The following is a 21985-nucleotide window of genomic DNA, read 5'->3' on the forward strand; positions in this document are numbered from 1 at the left end:
GGCCAGGGCTTTCGGGATCATGGCTGAACCCTCTTGAACTCGACGACCCAGACCCAGGGGTTGGCGTCCCAGGCATCGGGACCATTCACTTTGTTCCAGAGGTTGCCGAAGGCGTGCCGTGCTGAGCCCAGGCATTGCTCATGGCTGGTAGTCTTGTCCCACATCCAGCCTTCGCGCTGCTGGTGGCCGTCGACCGCCGGGCAATCGCCGACGTCTTTCCATCCGTGCCCACCGTGGAAACACTTTTTGCCGTAGTCGGTGAAGAAACAGCCTTCGGCCTGCGCCTGCTCCTCGCTGATGTCCCGCAACTGCTCGACGCGCACGTCGATGATCTCCAGCAGGATGCGGCTGACCCAGCGCGGCATGTGGATGGATGGCCGCCACCGGATCAACGCTTCCTCGCCTTCCCAGTCCGGGATGCCATCTGCGCGGTAGACGATTTCGCAATCTGCGCGCTCGTCCTTTGGAACTGCGGCTTCGCGATAATCGTTGATGAAGCAAGTCTCGCGCACCCACAGCCGGTCGCCGGGCTTGCCGTAGGGACAGAGGCTGTTCGCTGGGTCCGCTACGTATTCGGGCGTGAAGTCTTCCAGCCATTTCAGGCCGGCGCCTTTAACTGGCCGCCGGGTGACCGTCTTCCGGCCATCCAGAATGGCGCGCACCATCGGCGCCGAGAACGGGATCGGCCGTTCCTTTATTTGAGACATGCGGATTCCTTGCCGCTATAGCGGCTGACTTTGAAGGGGAAGGGGGTTACTGCTTGATTGGGTTGAGGCGGGCTACTTCGTCGAGGCAGGCTGGCGCATCTTCGATCATGGCTTTGTAGATCTTCGCCACGCTCCAACTGTAATTTTGGTCGCCGCGACGGATCATAAGTTCTGTCGGTTCAATCGGAACGAGCTTCCAGCCTTCAGGCGCCACCGCTACCGGCGCGGGCGGATCAGCCAACACGGATGTCAGTTCTTCGTATGCCTCGGCGCCGTCAGCTCCACGGACGTAGAGTTCGGCGGCGATACGCTCCAGAAGATCACGCGATATGCTGACCATCACTCACCATCCTTTGCGGCTGGCGCGGATTGGTGGGCTAGCGCAGCATTCAGCGCACAGCCCGACTTATGCCCGTCCAGCTCATTCGCTCCGCACTCAATGCAGTTATATCCATCGTCTTCACCGTTCGGTCCTGGCGGCTGCCACTCCCACTGATGCTTGTTCAGCAACTCCAGCGCCTTGGTCAGCTCGTCTTGTAGGGCGTCGCGCTCGTCAATGACTGTGTTGTACAGCTCTTCGAAAGACTCAGATTTAAGCCGCTCTACCTCGGATTGGAGCTCGTCACGCTCGCGCATCAATTCGATGCCCGTGTCGTGCGCTTGACGATAGCAGTGGTCGGAATCGCTAAGTTGGGATTTTAACCGCTCGACCTCAGCCTGTAGCCGGATGACGTGGGCGCGGTCTACAAGCTCGCGCACCTGAAATCCTTCTGCAACTGCGCCTTGAGCCCCCTCGGGAGAGATGTTCACCCAGCGACCGTAGGTCCCGCGACTATGGTATTGCCATTGAACTTCAGATTCAGGCATAGCAGGCGGCGCAGTATGGGAAAGAGCTACGTCAATTTTTCCAAGCATGTCGGAAGACCAACTGGACGTATTATTTCTGGCTACGAGTGCACGCAGGTTTCCAACCAGCTCCCGCGACAGGGTTACAGTTTCATTCTTCATCGTCTTCTTCCTCAACCCAAGCGGAGTACTCAACGCAGTTATGCAGGTAGTCGGTCGCTGCGTCATCCAAGTACTGTTCGCGCTGTTGCTCGGACATAGCCTCCCATTCGGCGCGATCCACAAATTCTTCGTCCCTGTGGGCACAGCCCGCGAAGCCAGTTCCTACGAAGAGCTTTATTTTGATTTTGTCACTCATGGCTTTCTGCCTCAGTAGGGAATGCATTTATCGCAGTTGGCGGACCAGTCCTTGGAGTTGCATCCAGGGCAGACGTGCTCCGGGCTTGCTGCCTCGGCGGTGGGGTTGAGGGCGGCATTGATACGGCCCGAAAGTTCTGCGCTAACCATGAGCCAAAGACGTGTATCGTTCTGAATGCCACGGCAAATCTGCAACAGATCCTCAATGCGCCGCTCTGCCGCCTGACATGCCTGCTGCTCTGCATGGCGACGCTGTTCCAGGTCGTGAATCGCTTCGTCGCGCTGGTTGAGCAGTTCTTGGAGGGCCTGGTTCTCGGCGGCGGTCCGCTCCAGCAGGTTCGCCAGCCCCTCAATGTGTTCCTTCTCGGTCAAGCCGATATTGGGCTTGGCCGCGGCGAAGCTCCGGGAGTAGTCGAGGGCTAGCTGGATATTCGGAGCGATTTTCTTTTCTGCGGGCATGGCTATGTCCTTTGCCGGGGCATGCCCGGGCGGTGGAGTGGGGGAGTTATGCGGCTCGCTTGAGCTCTTCGATGACGATCTTCCCGGCCAGCGGTGGTACCGCGTTGCCAGTCATGTGCATGGTCAGCCGATGATTGTCCGGGCGCTTGGTGTCTGGTCCGAAGGACTGGGCTGCTAGGGCTTCGTCCGCCGACATCATTCGCATCTCGCCCCCGCGCACCAGGGCCCAGCGGTCAAGCGTGGTGATCGTGCCAATGGGCCGATCAAGGCTTCGCCCAGTCAGGCCGGAGCCCGAGCCGTAGTAGGGCATGATGAAGCGTTCGCCGAAGCGCTCACGGCCATTCTTCACACGCAGCAGCGTTGACTCGGCGCGACCGGGTTTGTCGATCTTGCTCCAGTTGCCAGCATCGAAGTCCAGGATGTCGCGGGCGGGAACGTGCTGGCAGCGGGGCAGCTGCAGGTGCAAAGGGGCCTTGCTGAGGGAGCAAACCATGAACAGACGCACGCGGTGCTGTGGTACGCCAAGGTCGGCGCAGTCCACAACATGAGGCGCCAGCGAGTAGCCAAGCCGCTGCATTGCGTAAGCCCAAGCCGGGTACAGCACCCAGTCCATGAACTCCGGCACATTTTCGATGATGGCAAACTCTGGTCGATTCACTTCGGCGTTCGAAACTGGTGACCATGCCGTAGACCTGGAGTTGTCGTGCTTCGGGTTGCCGTTGTCTCTGCCGCGGGCTTTCGTGTGGCCCTGGCAGCACGGAGAGGCCAGCATCAAGTCATGCTTCGGCACCTGCGACCAGTCAGCTTGGTGCAGGTCCTGGCAAATATGTTGGGTGTCTGGATGGTTGGCCGCGTGCCATTCCACTGCGTCCGGCCAATGGTTGGCCGCCCAAAGAACTTTTGCGCCTGCATCGCGGGCGCCGGTAGACCAACCACCGAGGCCGGCGAACAAATCGATTGCTGTGAACATGGGTATCCTCGCCGGTTGGCGTGATTCGAGTTTGTGGGGTTACTTCTTCGGGTAGGTCTTGGTCAGGCTGCCGTTGACCGTGTGTCCGCGCTTCAGCACGACGCGGGCCAGCGCAGCCCGGTCCTTCTCGCTGTGGCTGGCCTGAATCAGCAGGCCGAAGTAACTGTTAGCCGTCTCGCGCAGATCCTCGGCGGGCGCCTGAGCTGTTCGCTTCAGTGCCTGGGCCAGGGATCGCTTCCGGGTGGTTCTTCGCCACGGCTTGATGACGTGCCCGACGAAGTCCACACCCCGGTCAACCGGCTGCAAGATGGTCTTGCTGGGGTTTAGCCTGGCACCCAGGCTGGGCAGGAACGCCTCAACCTGGTCCAGCCATGCGTTGAGCTGCTGTGGCGACTCATGCAGGAACACGAAGTCATCGACGTAGCGGACATAGTGCTTGGCGCCGAGCTGGTGCTTGGCGAACTGATCCAAGGCGTTGAGATACACGTTCGCAAAGAACTGCGACGACAGGTTGCCGATGGGCAGGCCCAGGCGCGCAGGCTGCGCGGTAAGGCGCTTGTGCTGCGGCACCCGATTGAACAGGTGCGCCGGGCTTCGCGTCTCGTAATACTCACGCGGGTCATGCATCAGGATTTGCTCAGCGAGCGCCAACCACCAAGGTTCTGTGATCCTGGCGGCCAACTGCCGGCGCAACACCTCCTTGTCGATGGCGACGAAGAAGTTCGCCAGGTCGCACTTCAGGTAGAAGATCGGCTTCGACCAGTTCTGGCTGGCGCTGCGGATCTTGGACTCAAGGCGCTTTGCGGCATACAACGTGCCGCGCCCGGGGATGCATGCGCAACTGTCCGCTATGAAGCTGGCGTAGAAGCGCGGGGCCACATGGTTGTACAGCAGGTGATGGACGACGCGGTCCCGAAAGGCAGCCGCCCAGACTTCCCGGGCCTTCGGTCGGGTGACCACGAAGCAGATAGAACGGCCTGGCCGGTAAGTACCGGCGATCAGGTCGCCGTGCAGCTCGCTCAGGTTTCTTTCCAGGTCCATTTCGAAAGCCAGCGCGCTGTCGCTGTTGCGCTTGGAGCGTCGGCAGTCGTAATAGGCCTGGACAAGATCGCTGAACGGGTAGGGGCCAACGTTCGAATCTGCGGACGGGGCGGACACGGAGCTCATTGTTCTTGTCGTTGTTGTTCTGATTGCCATCATCGAAGTTCATGTTGAATGCGTAGTAGGCGGAGCGCTGCGACCTATCGTGCTATCTACGTTGCCAAGCCGAAGGCAGAGCCGATCAGCGAGGAAACTGCGCGAGACCTACACGGACGCTTTAGACCGGCGGTATCTCTTGTGCGCATGGCGGTGACCCGAAGGTCAGCGGCACGACCAGATTCAATTCGCACAGACCTGAAAGCCGTAACTCTCAGATGGCGGGCGCGGTTGGGGTGGAGCGTTTCCAGGCGTTAGCCTGTTTGCCAATTGAGGTGGTGACCTCGATAGCCTTGGCATGCTGTGGGACGCTGATGAATCGACTTTCCTTGAAAAGCCGCATCAGGAACTCGATGACCTGAACCTTCTCTACCAGCGAGGTCAGGTATGGATGCTTGTCCCGGGTCGAGTTAGCCCGGGCAATCAACATCAGCACGTCGATGCACTCATCAATCACCCGCTTGCCAAGCGACTGCTTCAGGTCGCGGGGTATGTTTCGTGTCATGTTGGTAGCCATGAGCAACAAACCCATCGACACCTTGTAGATGCTCAGTTCTGTATGCATTCCCATTGCAGTGGATCTCCTTTAAGAGCAACCGGCCGCAAGCGGCCGGATTAAATAAATGAATCAGTCTAATAATTGGCTGCGGACGGGGCGGACACGGAGCTCAAGGCCCTTGTCGTTGGTGAGCTGATTGCCATCACCGAAGTACATGTCGAACGCGTAGTAGGCGGAGCGCTGCGAACTCGACCAGTACCAGGTGTCACGGAACGCCTCAGGACCGCCCTCGCGGAAAGCCTCGACGCTGGTCTGGGCTGGCGATTCAGCGCTGTACAGCAGGCCTACAGGCTCGCTGTTCGGGTTGTCACCATCCCGCCGACCGGCCCAGTTCTCTTCGGTAGTCGGTTTGAAGTTACGGTATTGCAGCTCTTGCACGTCCCGGGCCGGGATCGCCCAATCGGTGAAGCCGCCGATGTCCAGGGCCAGGACCTTCTGAGCCAGCTCGCTGCCAGCGGAGGCCATAGCTTCGGTATTGGCCCGGCTGTCGGTGAAGCTGTCGGCGCCTTCGATCTTCTCGCCGTACTCGCCCCAGGCACCTACCAGCTCATGCTCAGCACTGGCGGTGATGTTCAGGTAACGCTTGCCGGTGTCCGGGTCACGGGTAATGCCGGAGAAGAAGCCACCGCCGAAGGGCTGGCCGATTTCCGGGATGGTCACTGCTGGTGCTGCTTGAGCTGCTGCGGACATAGTCTTTCCTCTTTTCGAAGGCAACAAAAAAGGCGCTGCTGCGCCCCGGTGCCGGATCAAGAACGGATGAATGAAGGATTAAATAAAGAATCTGCGGACGGGGCGGACACGGAGCTCATTGTACTTGGCGTCGCCGTACTGACCGCCATCAGCGAACTCCATGTAGAATGCGTAGTAGGCGGAGCGCTGCGAACTCGACCAGTAGTAGCAGTCCTTGGCGAAAACCTCGGGGCAGTTCAGCCAGCCCTGGTACAGCTCGGCGGCGGCGGGCAGGTAGAAGTCATGATGACCATCGGACTGATACTCGGCGCAGGCATTCGCGGCCGGGTACTCATTGTCATCGTCGTTGCACAGAACCTCTGTGTTGGTGTGGCCGTCGGTCTTGCTGAGGCCTTTCACCTCAACTCCACGGCCACCCCATTTAAGACTGCCAACGTCCTTTGCAGCGAAGATCAGGTAGTGCGCCGGAACATCACCGCGAGCAGCAACGAAGCCGCCGTTAATGCCTCCTTGGCCGGCCCAGTATTCGCCCAGGTCCGGGGCGGTAACTGGTGCTGCCGATGGGACATTCGCCACTGGCGGGATAGAGCTTACGAACAGGGCGGCGATTGCAATCTCTGCCAGCCTTGGGCGGGCCACTTTGAAGTGGATGCCATTGTGTTCCAGTTTCACCATTTCAGCTTTCATGGGTTTTCCTCAGGGTGGCGCCGCCCTCCGTAACCGGATGCGCAGCGTGGGGTAGGGGTTATTCGTCGTGACGGATGCGAATGGTTTCGCGGTCGAAAGCGAGCTTCAATTTCCGCGACACGTTTTCGGGTATCACGTATTCGTGTCGCGGAGGTTCAAGCAACGGAAGGGCTCCGCCCGGGCCAAGGCCGTGCAGGTGGTGAATCATCAGCGTGATTGCCTCGCCTTGCTCCTCAAGGCCGGACCAGGTCATCAGCTCAGCCAATGCCTGGCGTGTTCCGGCCATGGCGTGAAACCTGATTTCCTCTTCGCCGCGGCTCTTGCGCTTCGCCGCGGCCTTCGCTGAGCGTTCTTTCTGAGCTGCAGCCATGGCAGTTCTCCGTTATCCTGCTGGCCGGCAAGTCCAGCCAGGTCTGTCGTTTGCGTTGTTGGGTGCGGAAACGTCTCACGCTGCTTTGACCTGGTTCCAGGCGCCGGCGGCGGCAAACACTTTCGCGGCCAGAGCCTCGTCCAGCGATACCGAACTGGGGATGGCGATCCAGCCGTACGCCACCAGGTGCTTCGGGTTGCAGCTATCGCGCACCTCGGTGTAGTACTGCTCAATCACTTCGGTGAGCTGGCTGGCGAGGTACATCCCATTGGGCGCGATCTCCAGGGACTTCAGGTATTCGCTTCCGTCCTGTCTGACGCACATGCCGCTGATGTAGATTGTCCAGTTGTGGGCTACGTCGAAGATTGCATCGACGATCTGACGGCTGCGGATAACCCTGCAGGTCTTCCAGTTGAACATCCACTGCCGGCCGCTGGGATCGATGTTGATCCACACACACGTGGTTGGTGGCGAGGATGGCGCGGCAGGAGCGTTCTATCCTGGCCTTGATATTGTGGGGCTTGCGCTTGCTCATAACGCCTCCGCCATCTTGCGAAGCGCCCGGCGTTCGGCCAGGGTCAGCGGCGCCGGCTTGCGTTTGAGGACCGTTTCCGGGTCTATGCGGTTGGAGCGGGGCGGAGGAAGGGGATTGCTCGGCGGGCTGCGCAATTCTTCGATCTGGCCGCCGGCCGCAAGATACTGGGCGACCTGGGCAGATATGGCGTCTGCCTGTGGTCGATGCGCTTCGACCAGGCTGAGGTGGTTACTGATCATGGCGGCCTCACTTTATGCTGATCGAGCTTTTTCCGATTTCGGTATGGGCCCCCGGCACTTCCTTGCCCTCCTTGATGGCCTTGGCAATTGCGGCCTTGTCTGGAGCACTGGTCACCTTGACGTTGACAAAGTCATCCGGGATCGCTTTTTCGTCATCGATTACTACGATTGGCTTACCCTTGCCGCAGGTAATGGTAAAAAGCGGGTGGGTGATTTTGGTAATCCCCGACGCCTCCATGTTTGTGCGCAGGTATTCCTTCAGGCTTTCCTTTCGATTCGTGATGATCCGCTTGCGCTCGGTCAGCCTTTCGATCTGGGACTGAATAGCTTCGAGGTCGCCGTCAATGTTCAGGGTGACCATGGCGATTGCCTTGCCCTTCTCCTGAAACTCGCCTTCGATGCCTTCCATGGTGTCGCGCAGGGCTACGGCCAGGTCTTCGTCGGCGGTCTCGGCCAGGGCGGCCAGCTCCTTGAACTGCTCGGTGATGGTGTAGAGGGCGGTCATGCTGCTGACTCCTGTTCGAATTTAGGCGAAAGGTCGTTCAGTTCTTTGTTGATGCGCTGCACGGCGCTGGTGTCCTTGCGGGCTGCTAAGATGCGCACGGCGTGGTCATGGATTTTCTTGACTTCGTGAGAAGTCTGGGCGCTGCGCATGGTTTCGACGACAGACTTGATGTAGTCAAGGCGCTCCTGTTTCTGCCGCTCTTCCTCAGCAACCCTGTCTTCTGCCTTGGAAATAGCCACCTCGTCTCGCACCGTCTCAACGTAGGCTGCGTCGTCGAACAAGCCCATGTGAATATCCGCCGAAAACCCGAGAGGCTGTAGGCACTTACCCATGGCATCGGTGAGGGATTTTTTAGCGGCTTCCCAATCGGTGATGATCTTGCCCTGTTGCAGATGCACGAACGGCGTATGGCCGTAATGCTGAACCGTGCATTTCTGACCATCCTTTCCTAGGTACCAGAGTTCAAGCTTGAGGGTGTGGAGCTTGGCGTTGATGAGGGGAGCGTCAGGCCACTCTTTGGTGGGAGCCTGAAGGGGGCCGCCCTCGTCTAAGCGCTCCTCCAGCACCGTCCATCCCCAGCCCTCACCGCACGGCCCCCATAATTCTGTGGCTTTGCGCATGAGGTAGGTCGGCTTGATGGCGGTGCCTCTGAAGCCGCCCATGCCGGTGAAGTTTTTGGTTGCACTCGGGTCGGTCATGTCGACCAGATCCCAGATTCGCATGTTTTTATCGGACATGACTGTTCTCCGCGCCGCCGGAGAGGGGCGCTGTGAAGGGGGTTATTGAGTGACGCGGTCGGCGAGGGCGCCAAGCAGCATCAGAAAAGTGAAGAAAGTGATGGCGGAGAATGATCCGCGCCAGATCAGTACGCGGCGGGCCCACTGGCGACTGGTCATGTCGATTGCTCCAGGCTGAGTAACCTTTCACCCAGCTGGATGCGGGCTGCGACTTTGTCCCGGTCAACGCCGGTGATGCTGGCAATGCCGCCCAGGCTGAGTCCTTGGCGTCGCAGCCTGGCGCAGCGCTTGGCTAGGGCCTGCTGGCGTTTATTTGCGCCTTCGCCGCTCATAGCCGAACCCTCACAGCAATGCGGCCGCCCTTCATGCTCACCGCCATCCGCTGCGGGAGCGCCGCTACAAGCATTTCTCGGGGCTTTCCGATCAGCTCATTGAAGGGTAGGCCGAAGCCCAGCATGATTAGCTTCGCCTCGATTTCGTCGATCTGCTCATCGATCAGCGTTTTAACCGGTGCAGTGCTCATGAATGCTCCTTGCGCCCTGAAACGATCTTGTTTAGGCGCTTGCAGTAGTGGGCGAATTCTTCGCAGTCGATGCGTCCATCGGCCAGCATTTCAGTGAGGGTCTTCTGGATCATCACCGACCAACTGACTGGCGTTTCTGGATGCTCAAGGGTTTCCAGCTCCTCGCCGATGAGGACGTGCGGGGACATGGTCACAGCTCGTCGTCCTCTGCCTGGGCGATCAGGGCGTCATCGACGAGGGGGCGGAGTAGGTCCTCCGCGATTTCCCCGAGCTTGCCCAAAGGGTGGTCGCTGGGCCCGAGCAGTTCGGCAATGGCGTTCTTGTCGGGTCGGCCGGGCGAGAGCAGGAGCCAGCCCAGGGCAGGGGTGTGGACTTCGCAATCGGCCAGCCGGCCGTTCACGTGCTCATCTACGGCCAGGGCCAGCTCGGCCACGGTCACGCCTTGGGGTTGGCGCATCCGGCGCTGGAACTTAACGTCCTGGCCGCGAAGCAGGTCCTCGGCGGCGTTGTACAGCCACTCAGCCCGCGCTACCTCTTCCTGCGTCTCACTGACCGGAGGAGGCAACTTCGCGTCGTGCATGGCCTGACAGATATTCAGTACTGCGTTCATGGTTGCCTCCAGGGTGGCTGGTGTTGACTCAACAAAACTCGCAATGCACTCATCCGCTCCGCTGGTTGCCGTTGGGCGCGGAGGTGAGTGCATTCGGGTTGTGTCGGGATAAGAAAAGGCCCAAATGGACAGGAGGGCCTTTTCGATGCAGTGGTTTTGCTCAATGTCGAGGATTGGGGCGGGACCGTCAGCGCCAGAACGCCTGGACCCCGCTGGTACATCGCCAGCGCTCGCTGTGGACGCGCAGTGGATCGGTTGGCAGGCCGTCATCCATAGGCGGTTCTGGCCGCGCATGGCTGAGCGCTGCGCCGATCAGGGACAGTAGGAGCATGGTGATCTCCAGTTGAAGGGTTGCAGGTGGCCGGCACCGCCCGGCACGTATCAGGCCTAGCCGCTCGTACCTGAGCAGCCCCGCGATTCACCTGCGATGAAAAGCAATAAATGAATCAATGAATTGGCAATCTGCGGACGGGGCGGACACGGAGCTCACCGTCCTTGCCGGTGTTGCTCTGATAGCCATCAACGAAGTCCAGGCTGACTGCGCAGGAGGCGGAGCGCTGCGAACTCGACCAGTAGTAGCCCTCGGTGATCAGGTCCGGCACGTACTGCCACACTTGGTTTAGCTCGCCAATGGAAGGAAGACAGAAGTCGGAATGGCCGTCAGAGGTGTAGTTGGCTGCTGCTTCGGCGGCAGGGAATGAACCACCAGCTTCCAGAAGGGTGTTGGTGTTCAGGATGCCGTGGGTTCGGCTCGTGGCGCCGGTATCGGTTCCGCATTCGCCCCAGGCGAACCTACCGAGGTCTTCAGTACCGACGATCAGGTGGTGAGGTCCGTCAGGGTAGTGGCGGATTCCAACATAAACGCCACCCTGGCCGGGCCAGTACTCGCCGATGGCCGGAACCGAAGAAGTGGCCGGCGCCGCATCGACTGCCATTGCCAGTGTCGCCAGCTTCAGCACGACAGCTTCGTCAGGGCTGCTGATCGTCAAGCCAAGACGGGAGTAGGTAGTCAGTTGATTTGCTTGCATGGGGTTATTCCTTGTCGGGGATGTTCGGTGGTTTTCCCAATGCCCACCGCTCTGGATGGGCATCAGTGAAAAGGTCCAGATATGAGGCTTTATGAGCCAACCGGGTCATAACCGGCTCATAGCTACTTCAAGGCCTCTGCAATTCGCTCTTGCAGCTGTGGCTCATAACAGTCGAGAGCAACGCTGAAGGCCTTGGACATCTGCTCTACACGGCGGATATCGCGATCTCCACCAGGGCCGGACAGAAGATCCTTGGTGAAGTGCATGTCGCCAAACTTGAGGATGATTGCGTCGTAGTTTCGCTGTGCGTTCTGCATGCTCTTAATCTGGATCCCAGTGATTTCCATCGTCTTGCCTCCGTTGATTTCCAATGCCGCCTCATAGAAGCGGCATCAGTAAATCTGTGGTCTTGCTCGCGCCTCCTACCGGGTCATTCGCCAGTTTGGTCAACACCTCGTCCGCCGTCGCAGTTCTGCGCGTTGGTAGCCTTTCGGGGCTATCGGATCGCCGGTCGCCAGTAGTGGCAGCGCGATTTTGTTCACCTGACTTCATCTCGCCCCACAGGTGTGGCCGGGGCTGACCTCCCAGCGTGAGCCGGGTAATCGTTTATGGCGCGGATTGTTAAAGAGCGGCGGGTCTGTTGAGGCCCTGGCGCCTTGTTGCTTGGCGTTGAGGTAAATTTACCATTTGGAAATTACCTGTCAATGCATATTGGTAAATAAATTGGTAAACAATTCGCTGAGTCAGGTAAATGACCGAAGCGCTTCCATTTTTTGTGGGCGAAAAAAAGCCCGCTCTTGGCGGGCTGGGAGTGGTGCGTTTCTTCAGGCGGGCTGCTGATCAAGGTCGGAGCCGCAGTATCTACATTTCTTGGCCGCAGCTTTGATTGTTTCCGCGCAATAAGGACAATCTTTGGTCTCGGCGGTGGCAGCAATGTCCTCGGCGTGCGTGGTTGTTTCCGGCCGGCCCAAAGCTTCGGGTGATGGTTTGTTTAAAGCCCAGATAAAGGCTGCAACCCAGCCGACGAATGTCCATCCCGCCAGAAGGTTGAGCGCAAAAATGGGTGTGGCTTTGGGGTGTTCACCTATGGCGCAGATCGTCGGGTAGAAATACAGCGCAACGGCGCAAGGGAAGAAAACGATACTCGCGATCAAGGCGATGCCGTTATTACCGCTGCCAATCAAAAAACTGATCAGGCAAACCGCCGCCAGGATGACAAGACCAAAAATTTTCACCGTTAAACTCCCTGTATTGAAGCGCGAATTTTAGCATTCATGGCGCCAGGCCACCGTCGATTGAGCCGTCAGTCGCGAAGGCTGAACGCTTGGGTCCGACCTGGTCTCTACCGGTTCACAAGCTACCGAGGCAAGACGCCATGAGTGATGATCGTAGAGAGCAGGCCCTGGAGGCCTGGCACAAGCTGCTGGACGAACCGGAAGTCCGAATGGACGCCGAGGAGCAGTATGACGAGCTGCTAAAGATGGCAGACGAATTCAAAGTGCAGGGAATCATCGATAGGGACGATTGGCGGGATTTGGTTGAGCAGGCGGGCGCTTTCTATGCGCATGCCATTGAGGAGGGGGCGGCGCCATAGGGGGAGGGTGCGTGCGGCCTACAGAATAGCGAGGGGGAGCTCGCAAGACGCTGCTCTATTATCACTTTTGACGGCACGAGCTGAGAAAGTTTCTGATAGAAGCGGATATCCTGTAGCGAAGAGGGCCCCGATACAGCGTACTGAATTCCTCCTCAAGTCTATCTCTTAGAGAGTCAGCAGAGTAATAAATTGATTCGATAATTTCAGCGTTCGGCTCTTGCTTGGAAAAGTGACTAGTCTCAAAGTTATCGAGAGTAATAGATTTCTTAAGTTCAATGAAGGCGTTATTTAAAAGTTGGCTTTCAAATCGCAAATAACGGATTTTTGCACTAAGTCTTGTAATTTTGAGATTTATCTCTTTTTCCATAATGGAGTTTCTTTCATCCGCTTGATGATATCTCGAAGCGGCATCCTCCAATAGTTCTATGCTCTCAACTATTTCGCTAAGCGCGGAGCGCAATTCTTTGCGCTCTTCTCTTTTGTTGTTTTGCCAATTGACAATTATCCACCCAATGATTACGGTGGCGGGTGTCAAATAATTAGTGTAGGCGCTTGGATTTTCCAAGGCTTCCCCTTATGTACGACTGGATTTCGCTAATCAAACTAGTATCTTTAGATACTAGCTTAATCGTGGTAAGTACCTTCTCGGCAGGGAATCCTAGCCGGACAAGTCCGCCGAATGCTTCCTCTAGGAACGAAGACCCATAGCCCCTGGCACCGTCCAAATCAATCACAAGCTGCTCATCGGAATTCAGCGCAGGTGCGAGGAATCGCTCCCGGAAAAGCTCTCCGCTGAATGGGCCATCGTCCTTGAAGCGCCCAGCAGGAAATTTCGTAAAATCGTTTGCAATGCTGATGGTTCTCACGATGCTGACCTCAACGGCAGAGGCATCTGCCAGTAAATCACGGTGCCCATAATCGAGTCTGTAAAGTCGCCGGAATCAGGTACGCCCGACTTAATAGAATACCACCCTTTGTTACTGAGTATCAGAGCTTTTCCGCCGTTGCAAGAGCTTATGGTTTCAATGATTTGCCTAAGGCCCTTGCCTCTGTGCTGCTTCTTGGTTCGGGTTCGGCTATCCCTCACCGCCCCCTCAATCTGTCTTCCCTGCGTCATATTTAACCTGTCCATAAGGTGCCAAAGCCTAGGTCTGGTGTGGGGGAGGGAGGCTGGTATCCCTACACCTAGATCACAAAATACCACCGAAAGTTTCCCGTCCTTCTCTTGAGAGAACATCCACCAGGGACGGTAGTCCGGATCGGTAGTGATCCCGTCGCCTCTCGGGCCGATGTAGGCATGCTGGTGTGCATTAGTCATCGCTTCCGTGATGCCAGTGTATAGCTCGGTTTGTAACGATTCTGTGATACGTCCGTCGTAAAACCCTAAAATTTCATCGTATTTTTCGCCCAGCGCTCCCTGCCCCCGGGCACTTCTCCAATTGACTACATCCCCATCAAGGCACTCCGTGCGGTTCTTCGTGCGTAGAAGTCTAGACAGTCCAATTTGTTGCAAAACTTGAGCTGCCTTATTGCTTTTTGGAATCGTACTTCGGATTCTTAAGCCAGCGACATTTTCCAACAGTCGTGAAAGTTCAGCATAAAGCAAGATGGTTGCGCCAGCGGAGAATTTTCTTGTTTCAGAAAAGTCAATCCAAACTTTTCGGCAGCCGTTGTTAATGGCGGTTCTAATCTTTTCAAGAAATATTATCGAAAGCTTTCTGGTTTTTGCGGTGAGAATATCAAACTCGAATGGAGCCTTTAACACACTATATTTCGGTAGTGGCACTGGCCCGCAAGAGACTCTGTTGGTTTTCTTGGTTTTTGCAAGCTCATCTTTAGCCCTGCGCGCAAGCCAGAAAACGAGATGTGCGTTGCTTTTTTTCAATTACATGCTTCCTGCGTAGTTTATTGAATTAGCTATCTCGAATACATTGCCCACCAGAACACATGCCCCAGGATCGAGATCTGCTGCTCCTGGATCTGCTGGAACGTGTAGTCCTCGTCCGGGTGCTCGTCCCGGTTAAAGCTGCGAAGCCTGATCCCTGTGGGTAGGCGGTACACCTGTTTCACACGGAGTTGACCGTTGTGGTTGATGGCATACATGTCACCGTCGACGATATCGCTCAGGGTGTTCTTGCCGATGTTCACGCCCACGGTAGCGCCGTCACGCAGCACTGGAAGCATGCTGTTCCCGCCGACCTTCACGCATTTGGCATTGCTGAACTGAACGCCGTTATGGCGTAGGTCCTTCTTGAAAAAACGCAGCCTGGCGCTGTCGCTTTCCTCAATTACGAACCGGCCGGAGCCGGCGGCCAACTCTACTTCCTGAAGGAAAGGGACGTAGACCTCGTCGTCGTCGAGGGGCGTTTCGTCGTCCCAAGTCTCAATGGGCGCGAGCGGAATATCGACTTGGATCCGATGCTTCGCAGCTCCAGTCGCAGACGCTGCCGATAACTCACCCTCGCTCAATGGTCGATCAAGCGACCCAGGAGCGAGACCGCACTTCAATTCGAAGTCGCGCGCCATTTTCTCCCCGATATTTCGGAGATGCTCAGTTTTGTCGGTGAAGAGCCTCGAGATGTATGAAGGCTGCTTGTCCACCTTGGCGGCGAAATCAGCATCTTTCCCACCGAAATCGCGATCAATGATCTGGCGGACCCGGGCCCTGCGTATGTCTTTGATATCCATCCCCCATTAGAACCTTTATTTCCCTTTGGGGAAATTACCTTTACTTGGTAAACATTTATGGTAAATTCATGCATAAATGAACCAGAAGGTAAATCCATATGGACTTCCCCACGTACGCAAAGCAGCTTCCGCGCGGCGGAAGAAAACGCCTCGCCTTCAGCCTCGGCATCCCGGCGAGCTACCTGTCTCGACTCATCTCAGGTGATCGCTCCATTACTGCCGAGCGCGCCATCCAGATTGAGCATGCAACAGGCGGAAAGGTGACGCGACAGGAGTGCCTGCCGGACATCCAGTGGAAGCACGCTAGTTAAGCATTGCTTTCGCACCCCAACCCGTTGAGCAAATGATCGCCCGCGTACTGGCAGGGCGCCACGGAAACAGTTTTGAGGATTTACGAATGGAAAATTTTCTGCGGGCCTGCCAGAGCGCTGTCCTGGACAACGAAGCCAAGACCCTTGCGGGAAAGATGGGCGTTCCGCACGTCAGCCTGCTTCAGCGCGCCAACCCTGACAACGATGCTCACCACCTAACCGTGGATCATCTGTTCGGGATTCTGCTGCACACCGGTGACATGCGACCGCTGCAAGCGCTGGCAAATGAGTTTGGCTTCGACCTGGTTTCGAGGGCCGCACCTGAGCCGCAAGCGCTGACCCGATCGCTTATCAGCGTAGGCAAGGAGGTCGCCGACCTGACCATCGCCGTGCATCAGGCCCTGGAAGACAGTCATGTCAGTACGTTTGAAAAGGCCCTGATCCGCCAGGAGATCAACCATGTCCGCCAAAGCCTGGACGTGATGGATGCGTCGGTAAAGGTCGCCTGAAAATTTGCCGCGCATGCGCAGGTTTTCATACACCCAAATCGGTGTACTTCAGGGTTGCACTATCAATTAGCGGACCCGAAGCGGCAGGCATAAAAAAGCCGACGGTCGAGGGTCGGCTAATTCGATAACACTTGAGAAGCGCAATTATGCAGAGCCAACCTACTTCAAGCAACACCCGGCCATATGTCACGACACGTTTTGGCAATACAGAAAACGTGTCGCGCGATTCATCAGTTATTCCTTTCGACTTCGATGGCGCAGCCGTCCGGGTAATCACGGACAACCTTGGCGATCCCTGGTTTGTTGCACGTGACGTCGCCGACGCACTTGGCTACTCCAAGCCAGAGAATGCTGTGGCCCGTCACTGCAAGGCCGCAACCACTACCCCGAAACAGGGTGGTGGTTTCATGACCGTCATCCCGGAGCGCGACCTGTACCGCTTGGTGATGAAGTCCAAGCTGCCTTCCGCTGAAAAATTCGAAGAGTGGGTAGTGGGCCAGGTCCTGCCGGCCATTCGAAAAACCGGCGAGTTCTCCACCCGGGGCCCGAACAATTCCAAGATCGTCGGTGAGCTCGCCATCCTGGAATGCTTCGACCGCCTGCTCAAGCCGGCCCCATCAAGCAAGATGATGATGCTCGCCCAGATCGCAACCAATAACGGACTCGACGCCAAGTTTCTCCCGGGCTACGCCGTGGACGCCGCGCCCGATGCCGCCGGCGGTTCCTCTATGCCCACCAAATCGGTCACGGCCTTGTTGAAGGACAACGGCATCCGCTGCTCTCCGGCCGGCTTCAACAATGCCTTGGCGACCCACGGCTTTCTCAAACAGCTCCAGCGCAAGAACTCCAAACAGGAAATGGTCGACTTCTGGTCCGTGACTGAGAAGGGCCTCCAGTACGGCAAGAACCTCACTAGCCCTCAATGCCCACGCGAGACGCAGCCTCACTGGTACGTCGATCGCTTTCTGGAGCTGGCTGCTCTGGTCGGGAAGGCCTGATATGCAATTCACCGTGACGATCAACCAGGCGAAGGCGCTTGAGTGGGGGTTGAACTCCCAGCAGGCGCTGCTGTTCGCGTTCGTCTACGGCTGCCCAAGTTGGGCGAAAGCGATGAAGACTGATGACGGTATTTTCTTTGCCCTGAGCAAGGCAAAGATCGTCGAGGAGTTGCCTCTGCTGACCGATAAGCCCGACACGGCGTATCGCATGCTGAAGGCGCTGGAGGAGGCTGGACTGATCGAGCTGTCCAGCACTGCGAACATCACTCTTTTTCGCCTGACTGAAAAGGCTGCCGAGTGGAACAAGAAACAGGATGGGTCGGAAAAATATCCGACCCCACCAGAAACAAAGGGTCGGAAAAAAATCCGATCTACCTCGGAAAAATCTCCGAGCAAGGTCGGAGAAAAATCCGAGCCAGGGTCGGAAAAATCTCCGACAAATCAGGATACCAATCATCAGGATACCAATCAGGGTACCAGTCATAGCTTGCAGGACGAGTCGGGCAAGCCGACCCAGTCCCGCGGTTTGACCTTGGTGGTTGATCGCATCGAGGCGCCCCGGGTTGAGATCCCCGCCGACATGCCTGGCCCCAAGGACCAGAGCTGTAAAACCTTCAAGGTCTGGGCGAACTACGCCATGGCATACCGCAAGCGCTACAGCACCTGGCCGGTCTGGAATGCCAAAGTTGGCGGGCAGCTGGGCCAGCTTGTCGACCGCCTCGGCGTCGATGTGGCTCACCACGTCGCTGCGCACTTCCTGAGAACCAGCGATGCCGCTGTTCTGCGCAAGTGCCACAGCCTCAACGAACTCCTGGCAAACGCAGAGAGCTACCACACCCAGTGGGTCACCGGGCAGCGCATCAACGGCACGACCGCGCGCCAGATGGAGCGGACCGAGGCAAACCTCTCCGCAGCGGAGCAGGCCGCCCAATTGGTTCTGGCAAAACGCCAAGCAGGTGACCGCAATGAATACCTTTGAAATGAACGACCAGCAGGTCGCCGGACTGGCCTCTGCCATCTGCGCCACTGCCGAAGCCATGGGCCAGGAAATGAACCCGGGCACCGCGGCGATGATGGCCGAAGACCTTTGCGTTTACCCGGTGCCCGTCGTCAAGGCCGCGCTGAAGGCATGCCGCTTCGAGGTGAAGGGCAAGCTGTCCATGGCCGACATCCTCCAGCGCGTTCAGTCATCCGACGGCCGCCCAGGAAAGGACGAAGCCTGGGCCATCGCCATGACCACGAACGACGAGTTCGAAACCGTGGTGCTGACCGACGAAATCCAGTTGGCCCTTGCCGCTGCAAAGCCTGTCCTCGATGCGGGTGACAAGATCGGCGCGCGGATGGCGTTCATCAGCGCGTACGAACGCTTTGTAGGCCAGTCTCGTGAAGACGCCAAGCCGGTCAACTGGCACGTCTCCGTTGGCTTCGACGCCAACCGGCGGATCCAGGCCGTGACCAAGGCCATGGAGCTGAAGCGAATTCCCCGCGAGCACGGGCAGAAGTACCTGGCTGACCTCAGTGTGACACCGGTCACCGAGGATGGCCGCGCCATCGTTGGGCTGCTTACCGGCACGGTAACTCGCCCAGCTCCAGGACTCCGGGAAAAGCTCGAAGGTGTGAAGAGCTCGATGATGGAAATGCGTCAGGCCAGCGAGAAGAAAAAAACGGAGATGCGGATTGAAGCGGCCACCGAGTTGGCTGATCGCCGGGCGCTGCTGATTCGGCAGGCCCAGAAATTGGAAGTGGAGAGGGCGCCGCAATGACCATCGACAAACAAAAACTCCAGAAGCTGCTGTGGGCCGAGGTGGCCGCATGGAGCGCATCGTCGTCTGACTGGCTGAGCAATTCTGAAGCGCTGGAGGAGTTCCTGGGTAAGCAGACGCTTGGGGAGGTGGCGCTGGAGCTGCTGGCAGAGAACGAGGCGCTGCGCAAGATAATCAGCGATAGCGCGACCTCCTGTGGTGCGGCGGTATCTGTGGAATGCAGCCTGGACTTCATGGCGCATCTCCCTATCGAGATCTTTTCCGTGATTTCCAAGCTGCGCAAGGATGCCGAACGCCTGCAAAGCTCTACTGCTTTCGTGCAGAAGTTGTGTGATGCCGCAGGAAGGCAGCCAAGTGTGGCGACAGGGTATTTGCACCACATCCTGTCAACCATGGCCCAGGGAGAGCAGCCATGACCGGTATGGCGAAAAGCATTTTCAACATGCTGGAAAAGGTGTTCGCGGCTGAAATCGAAGGCCGGCTTCCATACCAGACCAAATCCAAGTTGGCCGCCGAGATGGAAGAGTTTGGCTATCTGGAGTTCTACAGCGAGCGGAGGGGCATCGTCACCGTGTCGGGTTACTACCTGACTCACGCAGGGCGGCTTGCCTATTGCGAAGAGTGCCGGGACGTAGAGGAGCAGCCATGACCGACAAGATCAGCGTCAACTGCCAGGCCAAGCTCTCCGAAGCCATTACCAAACTCAGCGCCATGTACCGAGACAAGAAATACGTGGTGGTCTCCCTGCGCCCAGGCAAGGACCGGACACTCGACCAGAACGCCCTGTGGTTCGCGATGTACAAGCGGATCTCGGAAATGACCCAGATCGGCGACCCGGCCGACGCTCGGAGGTACTGCAAGCTGCACTTCGGCGTCCAGATCCTGCTGAACGAAGACGCTGGATTCCAGGCGGCTTGGTATCGGGTCATGCGTCACCTGCCTTATGAGGAAAAGCTGGCCCTGATGGGTGAGCACAAGTTGTTTGGGCCGGACGGCTTCCCGGTGACCAGTCTGTTCAACCGCGCCCAGGGCATCCAGTACACCGACCGCATGGCGGCCTACTTCACCGGCCAGGGCGTGGTGTTCTCCGATCTGCTGAGCGAGGTGGCGGCATGACGACTTTCGAGGAAATCAGTCGGTGCCCGAGCGCGAACCGTCAGTTCTGGTCGGATCGTGCTCGATCAAACCTTGCCTTCATGCGCCACAACGGTGCCGGGCCCGCAGATCGCCGTCTGGAGCGTGCAGCCTTTCGCAAAAACATGGCGCACCGCCGGGCGCAGACCTACCTAGCCATTCAGGGCGGGCAATTGGATATGTTCGGGGTGGCAGCATGAGTCTTCCAGCCAAGCAACCCCGCCCAAAGAAATGCCGAGTCGCAGAGTGCAGAGCCTCATTCGTCCCATCGCGCTTGGGCCAGGCCGTATGCAGCCCGAAATGCGCGATTGCCGACGCCGCGACGAACAAGCCCAACCAGGAGAAGGCCCGCAAGTCCCTGGCCCAGGTCGAGCGCCGGGAGATCAAGGTGCGCAAGGAGAAGCTGAAGAGCAGGGCGGACCACATGAAGGATACCCAAATAGCGTTCAATGCCTGGGTGCGCGCCCGTGACGCCGAGCTGCCATGCATCAGCTGTGGACGGCACCACCAGGGCAAGTATGACGCCGGGCATTACCGCACGACCGCCGCATGCCCCGAGTTGCGCTTTGATCCGCTCAACGTGCACAAGCAGTGCTCGCCATGTAATACGCAGCTCTCAGGAAACATCGTGGAATACCGCCTTGGGCTTATTCGCCGTATTGGCCAAGAGTCGGTTGACTGGATCGAAGGGCCTCATGAGGCCAAGCGTTACACCATCGAAGACCTGCAGGCCATCAAGGCCCTGTACAGGCAGAAGCTCAAAGACCTGAGGAGGGCGGTGGCATGACCTGGGATTGGAATGGCGCGGCGCACCTCCTGGTGCTGGCGTTGATCGTGGCAAGCAACTTGTGCGTTTGGCGCGCTATGCGCGTATCGGATCGGATGAAGAAGGAGAAGGGCGAATGAGCTATCAAAACGTGATTTCAGCGGTGGTTCGCGCCCTAGCGGCCGAGACGATCAACAGCGCTGGCGGGTGCAATGTCGAACCGCGCGTGCAATCCAGCAAGCTCAAGGGGGAAATATCGGGGAAGGATGCCGCGCTGCTGGCTGACTCGATCGTGCACAAGCTGCTGCATGCCCAGCTCACCCCGCGACACTGGAATGCCCTGGTGGCGAAGTACAGCACGCATAAGGGGCGCAAGATTGATTCCATTGGGCGGCTGGTTGCCATCGTGCCAACTCCGGCGCCGAAGCGCTTCACTCAGCAGGCAGTTCTGGTCTGGGCGGTACCGCAGCAAACGAAGGGAATTCAGCGCAAGGTGCCCCAGTTCACAGCGCCCGAGCCACGCGAGAACGAGGGTAAAGGGCAGTGGGACTGGCGCAACAAGGCTGCTGCCGCTGCCATTGAGCGCGCCAACAAGAATGCCCGGGCGTTGGCTGAGGTGAAGCCGGGGGAGATGATCGTCCTGGCCGAGTCGAACTACGACATGACCAACTGGGATTCCCAAGGCCTTACGGAGCGCACCTACCAGCGCTGGAACCGGGCCATCAAGGGGTCTCTGGAGTCTCTGGTGAATGAGGCGCTGACCGAGGCCCAGCACATGCTTGAAGCGATTGGCGTGCTGTTCGACGAGGCGGCGTGAAAAGGCTTTCAAAAGGGCTTGCAATATCATGTCGCCATGTCGTAAATTTGCTCCATCCTGTCATTCCTGCGCGTGTTGAGGAGTGACACAAAAAGCCCGGCCATTACGCTGGGCTTTTTCGCTTATGCGGATGAATGCGCCGCCAGGCGATGTTGTGGGAAGGGCGCGCGACGGAAGAGCAAAGGTGCTGGTCGCCTACCTGATCGAGCCGCTACAAGAAGACCACGACATAGCTCTACCTGGAGATAGGCACCAGGCATCCGCACCAATCCAGAACCCGGCCACTGAGCCTAATGCTGTTCACTTAAGCATTTGAGTCCAAGCCGGGCTTTCTAGAAAATCCGATACCAGTCCTCTGGTATCGGATTTTTTATGCCCATTCAGCA

At 57.9% G+C, this 21985-nt stretch carries 39 protein-coding genes and 1 pseudogene; 13 read left to right on the forward strand and 27 right to left on the reverse strand.

All coding sequences use genetic code 11. The features are described 5' to 3' along the window. Nucleotides 1-17: 17 nt before the first annotated feature. The 23 genes and pseudogenes from FBX99_RS18600 to FBX99_RS29030 all read right to left on the reverse strand — a co-directional run bounded on the left by FBX99_RS18600 (nt 18) and on the right by FBX99_RS29030 (nt 12254). Nucleotides 18-707 (reverse strand): hypothetical protein, encoded by a 690-nt coding sequence (locus FBX99_RS18600; RefSeq protein ID WP_145132462.1) that lies wholly within the window; start codon nt 705-707, stop codon nt 18-20. Between the two features lie 46 nt (nt 708-753). Further along, entirely contained in the window at nt 754-1047 is a 294-nt protein-coding gene (locus FBX99_RS18605; RefSeq protein WP_145132464.1) for a hypothetical protein, read from the reverse strand. Beyond that, nucleotides 1047-1715, reverse strand: a complete 669-nt coding sequence (locus FBX99_RS18610) for a hypothetical protein (protein ID WP_145132466.1) — start codon at nt 1713-1715, stop codon at nt 1047-1049. Before FBX99_RS18610 ends, FBX99_RS18605 begins: the two co-directional genes overlap by 1 nt. After that, the gene (locus FBX99_RS18615; protein ID WP_145132468.1) at nt 1705-1911 is read right to left on the reverse strand and encodes a hypothetical protein; all 207 of its coding nucleotides are present in this window, start codon (nt 1909-1911) and stop codon (nt 1705-1707) included. The genes FBX99_RS18610 and FBX99_RS18615 overlap by 11 nt, the downstream gene beginning before the upstream one ends. A gap of 11 nt (nt 1912-1922) precedes the next feature. Further along, complete coding sequence (locus tag FBX99_RS18620) at nt 1923-2369, reverse strand: hypothetical protein (RefSeq protein WP_145132470.1); 447 nt, start codon at nt 2367-2369, stop codon at nt 1923-1925. A 46-nt stretch (nt 2370-2415) separates the two neighbouring features. Continuing rightward, the gene (locus tag FBX99_RS18625; protein ID WP_145132472.1) at nt 2416-3339 is read right to left on the reverse strand and encodes a DNA cytosine methyltransferase; all 924 of its coding nucleotides are present in this window, start codon (nt 3337-3339) and stop codon (nt 2416-2418) included. A gap of 39 nt (nt 3340-3378) precedes the next feature. Beyond that, entirely contained in the window at nt 3379-4506 is a 1128-nt protein-coding gene (locus FBX99_RS18630) for an RNA-directed DNA polymerase (protein ID WP_145132474.1), read from the reverse strand. 244 nt (nt 4507-4750) lie between these two features. Beyond that, nucleotides 4751-5107, reverse strand: a complete 357-nt coding sequence (locus FBX99_RS18640; protein WP_145132476.1) for a four helix bundle protein — start codon at nt 5105-5107, stop codon at nt 4751-4753. A 57-nt stretch (nt 5108-5164) separates the two neighbouring features. Continuing rightward, on the reverse strand, nt 5165-5785 hold the full coding sequence (locus FBX99_RS18645) for a DUF1566 domain-containing protein (RefSeq protein WP_145132478.1): 621 nt from the start codon (nt 5783-5785) through the stop codon (nt 5165-5167). A gap of 78 nt (nt 5786-5863) precedes the next feature. Further along, on the reverse strand, nt 5864-6472 hold the full coding sequence (locus FBX99_RS18650) for a DUF1566 domain-containing protein (RefSeq protein WP_145132480.1): 609 nt from the start codon (nt 6470-6472) through the stop codon (nt 5864-5866). 58 nt (nt 6473-6530) lie between these two features. Further along, on the reverse strand, nt 6531-6842 hold the full coding sequence (locus tag FBX99_RS18655) for a hypothetical protein (RefSeq protein ID WP_145132482.1): 312 nt from the start codon (nt 6840-6842) through the stop codon (nt 6531-6533). A 75-nt stretch (nt 6843-6917) separates the two neighbouring features. Next, nucleotides 6918-7377: pseudogene (locus FBX99_RS18660) on the reverse strand (hypothetical protein). Next, entirely contained in the window at nt 7374-7616 is a 243-nt protein-coding gene (locus tag FBX99_RS18665) for a hypothetical protein (RefSeq protein ID WP_145132484.1), read from the reverse strand. The pseudogene FBX99_RS18660 and the gene FBX99_RS18665 overlap by 4 nt, the downstream one beginning before the upstream one ends. Nucleotides 7617-7623: 7 nt before the next feature. Further along, the gene (locus tag FBX99_RS18670) at nt 7624-8121 is read right to left on the reverse strand and encodes a siphovirus Gp157 family protein (RefSeq protein WP_145132486.1); all 498 of its coding nucleotides are present in this window, start codon (nt 8119-8121) and stop codon (nt 7624-7626) included. Continuing rightward, a complete protein-coding gene (locus FBX99_RS18675; protein ID WP_256664090.1) occupies nt 8118-8858 on the reverse strand; it encodes a hypothetical protein in 741 nt (246 codons plus the stop codon). Before FBX99_RS18675 ends, FBX99_RS18670 begins: the two co-directional genes overlap by 4 nt. A 155-nt stretch (nt 8859-9013) precedes the next feature. Then, nucleotides 9014-9190, reverse strand: a complete 177-nt coding sequence (locus tag FBX99_RS28930; protein WP_178111991.1) for a hypothetical protein — start codon at nt 9188-9190, stop codon at nt 9014-9016. Further along, complete coding sequence (locus tag FBX99_RS18680) at nt 9187-9381, reverse strand: hypothetical protein (protein ID WP_145132488.1); 195 nt, start codon at nt 9379-9381, stop codon at nt 9187-9189. The genes FBX99_RS28930 and FBX99_RS18680 overlap by 4 nt, the downstream gene beginning before the upstream one ends. Continuing rightward, nucleotides 9378-9569, reverse strand: coding sequence for a hypothetical protein (locus FBX99_RS18685; RefSeq protein ID WP_145132491.1), 192 nt, complete (start codon nt 9567-9569; stop codon nt 9378-9380). The genes FBX99_RS18680 and FBX99_RS18685 overlap by 4 nt, the downstream gene beginning before the upstream one ends. Nucleotides 9570-9571: 2 nt before the next feature. Continuing rightward, nucleotides 9572-9991, reverse strand: a complete 420-nt coding sequence (locus tag FBX99_RS18690) for a hypothetical protein (RefSeq protein ID WP_145132493.1) — start codon at nt 9989-9991, stop codon at nt 9572-9574. A gap of 187 nt (nt 9992-10178) precedes the next feature. Then, nucleotides 10179-10322: a hypothetical protein gene (locus FBX99_RS28935; RefSeq protein ID WP_178111989.1), complete on the reverse strand. Its 144-nt coding sequence runs from the start codon at nt 10320-10322 to the stop codon at nt 10179-10181. A gap of 115 nt (nt 10323-10437) precedes the next feature. Next, nucleotides 10438-11019 (reverse strand): DUF1566 domain-containing protein, encoded by a 582-nt coding sequence (locus tag FBX99_RS18695; RefSeq protein WP_256664089.1) that lies wholly within the window; start codon nt 11017-11019, stop codon nt 10438-10440. Between the two features lie 122 nt (nt 11020-11141). Next, nucleotides 11142-11390 (reverse strand): hypothetical protein, encoded by a 249-nt coding sequence (locus tag FBX99_RS18700; RefSeq protein ID WP_145132495.1) that lies wholly within the window; start codon nt 11388-11390, stop codon nt 11142-11144. 453 nt (nt 11391-11843) lie between these two features. Then, the gene (locus FBX99_RS29030) at nt 11844-12254 is read right to left on the reverse strand and encodes a superinfection immunity protein (RefSeq protein ID WP_256664088.1); all 411 of its coding nucleotides are present in this window, start codon (nt 12252-12254) and stop codon (nt 11844-11846) included. Nucleotides 12255-12394: 140 nt separating this feature from the next. On the opposite strand from FBX99_RS29030, the gene FBX99_RS18710 reads away from it, so the two are divergent. After that, nucleotides 12395-12613: a hypothetical protein gene (locus FBX99_RS18710; protein WP_145132497.1), complete on the forward strand. Its 219-nt coding sequence runs from the start codon at nt 12395-12397 to the stop codon at nt 12611-12613. Nucleotides 12614-12674: 61 nt separating this feature from the next. Here FBX99_RS18710 and FBX99_RS18715 read toward each other — a convergent pair whose 3' ends face one another. Genes FBX99_RS18715 through FBX99_RS29225 form a run of 4 tightly spaced genes read right to left on the reverse strand, consistent with a single transcriptional unit; the run spans nt 12675 to nt 15301 of the window. After that, nucleotides 12675-13178, reverse strand: a complete 504-nt coding sequence (locus FBX99_RS18715) for a hypothetical protein (protein ID WP_145132499.1) — start codon at nt 13176-13178, stop codon at nt 12675-12677. Beyond that, complete coding sequence (locus FBX99_RS29625; protein WP_145132501.1) at nt 13153-13479, reverse strand: STAS-like domain-containing protein; 327 nt, start codon at nt 13477-13479, stop codon at nt 13153-13155. The genes FBX99_RS18715 and FBX99_RS29625 overlap by 26 nt, the downstream gene beginning before the upstream one ends. Beyond that, nucleotides 13476-14498, reverse strand: coding sequence for a hypothetical protein (locus FBX99_RS18725; protein ID WP_145132503.1), 1023 nt, complete (start codon nt 14496-14498; stop codon nt 13476-13478). Before FBX99_RS18725 ends, FBX99_RS29625 begins: the two co-directional genes overlap by 4 nt. Before the next feature lie 32 nt (nt 14499-14530). Further along, nucleotides 14531-15301 (reverse strand): S24 family peptidase, encoded by a 771-nt coding sequence (locus FBX99_RS29225; protein ID WP_256664087.1) that lies wholly within the window; start codon nt 15299-15301, stop codon nt 14531-14533. Between the two features lie 98 nt (nt 15302-15399). Between FBX99_RS29225 and FBX99_RS18735 the strand changes: the two genes are divergently transcribed. The 12 genes from FBX99_RS18735 (at nt 15400) to FBX99_RS18785 (ending at nt 21599) form a co-directional block, all read left to right on the forward strand. Beyond that, complete coding sequence (locus tag FBX99_RS18735) at nt 15400-15612, forward strand: YdaS family helix-turn-helix protein (RefSeq protein WP_053151110.1); 213 nt, start codon at nt 15400-15402, stop codon at nt 15610-15612. A gap of 86 nt (nt 15613-15698) precedes the next feature. Next, nucleotides 15699-16121, forward strand: a complete 423-nt coding sequence (locus FBX99_RS18740) for a phage regulatory CII family protein (RefSeq protein WP_145132505.1) — start codon at nt 15699-15701, stop codon at nt 16119-16121. A 146-nt stretch (nt 16122-16267) separates the two neighbouring features. Beyond that, the gene (locus FBX99_RS18745) at nt 16268-17119 is read left to right on the forward strand and encodes a BRO family protein (protein ID WP_145132507.1); all 852 of its coding nucleotides are present in this window, start codon (nt 16268-16270) and stop codon (nt 17117-17119) included. Between the two features lies 1 nt (nt 17120). Further along, nucleotides 17121-18098, forward strand: a complete 978-nt coding sequence (locus FBX99_RS18750) for a phage replication protein (protein ID WP_145132509.1) — start codon at nt 17121-17123, stop codon at nt 18096-18098. A gap of 1 nt (nt 18099) precedes the next feature. Next, a complete protein-coding gene (locus FBX99_RS18755; RefSeq protein WP_256664086.1) occupies nt 18100-18882 on the forward strand; it encodes a hypothetical protein in 783 nt (260 codons plus the stop codon). Beyond that, complete coding sequence (locus FBX99_RS18760) at nt 18879-19298, forward strand: hypothetical protein (RefSeq protein WP_145132513.1); 420 nt, start codon at nt 18879-18881, stop codon at nt 19296-19298. The genes FBX99_RS18755 and FBX99_RS18760 overlap by 4 nt, the downstream gene beginning before the upstream one ends. After that, nucleotides 19295-19531, forward strand: a complete 237-nt coding sequence (locus FBX99_RS18765; protein ID WP_145132515.1) for a hypothetical protein — start codon at nt 19295-19297, stop codon at nt 19529-19531. The genes FBX99_RS18760 and FBX99_RS18765 overlap by 4 nt, the downstream gene beginning before the upstream one ends. Next, a complete protein-coding gene (locus tag FBX99_RS18770) occupies nt 19528-19998 on the forward strand; it encodes a hypothetical protein (protein WP_145132517.1) in 471 nt (156 codons plus the stop codon). The genes FBX99_RS18765 and FBX99_RS18770 overlap by 4 nt, the downstream gene beginning before the upstream one ends. Then, on the forward strand, nt 19995-20216 hold the full coding sequence (locus FBX99_RS18775; RefSeq protein WP_145132519.1) for a hypothetical protein: 222 nt from the start codon (nt 19995-19997) through the stop codon (nt 20214-20216). Before FBX99_RS18770 ends, FBX99_RS18775 begins: the two co-directional genes overlap by 4 nt. Next, entirely contained in the window at nt 20213-20803 is a 591-nt protein-coding gene (locus FBX99_RS18780; RefSeq protein ID WP_145132521.1) for a recombination protein NinG, read from the forward strand. Before FBX99_RS18775 ends, FBX99_RS18780 begins: the two co-directional genes overlap by 4 nt. Continuing rightward, on the forward strand, nt 20800-20922 hold the full coding sequence (locus FBX99_RS29230; RefSeq protein ID WP_256664085.1) for a hypothetical protein: 123 nt from the start codon (nt 20800-20802) through the stop codon (nt 20920-20922). The genes FBX99_RS18780 and FBX99_RS29230 overlap by 4 nt, the downstream gene beginning before the upstream one ends. Beyond that, complete coding sequence (locus tag FBX99_RS18785) at nt 20919-21599, forward strand: hypothetical protein (RefSeq protein WP_145132523.1); 681 nt, start codon at nt 20919-20921, stop codon at nt 21597-21599. The genes FBX99_RS29230 and FBX99_RS18785 overlap by 4 nt, the downstream gene beginning before the upstream one ends. Nucleotides 21600-21985 lie beyond the last annotated feature (386 nt).

Source organism: Pseudomonas sp. SJZ074, from assembly GCF_007828215.1.
Taxonomy (GTDB): Bacteria; Pseudomonadota; Gammaproteobacteria; order Pseudomonadales; family Pseudomonadaceae; genus Aquipseudomonas.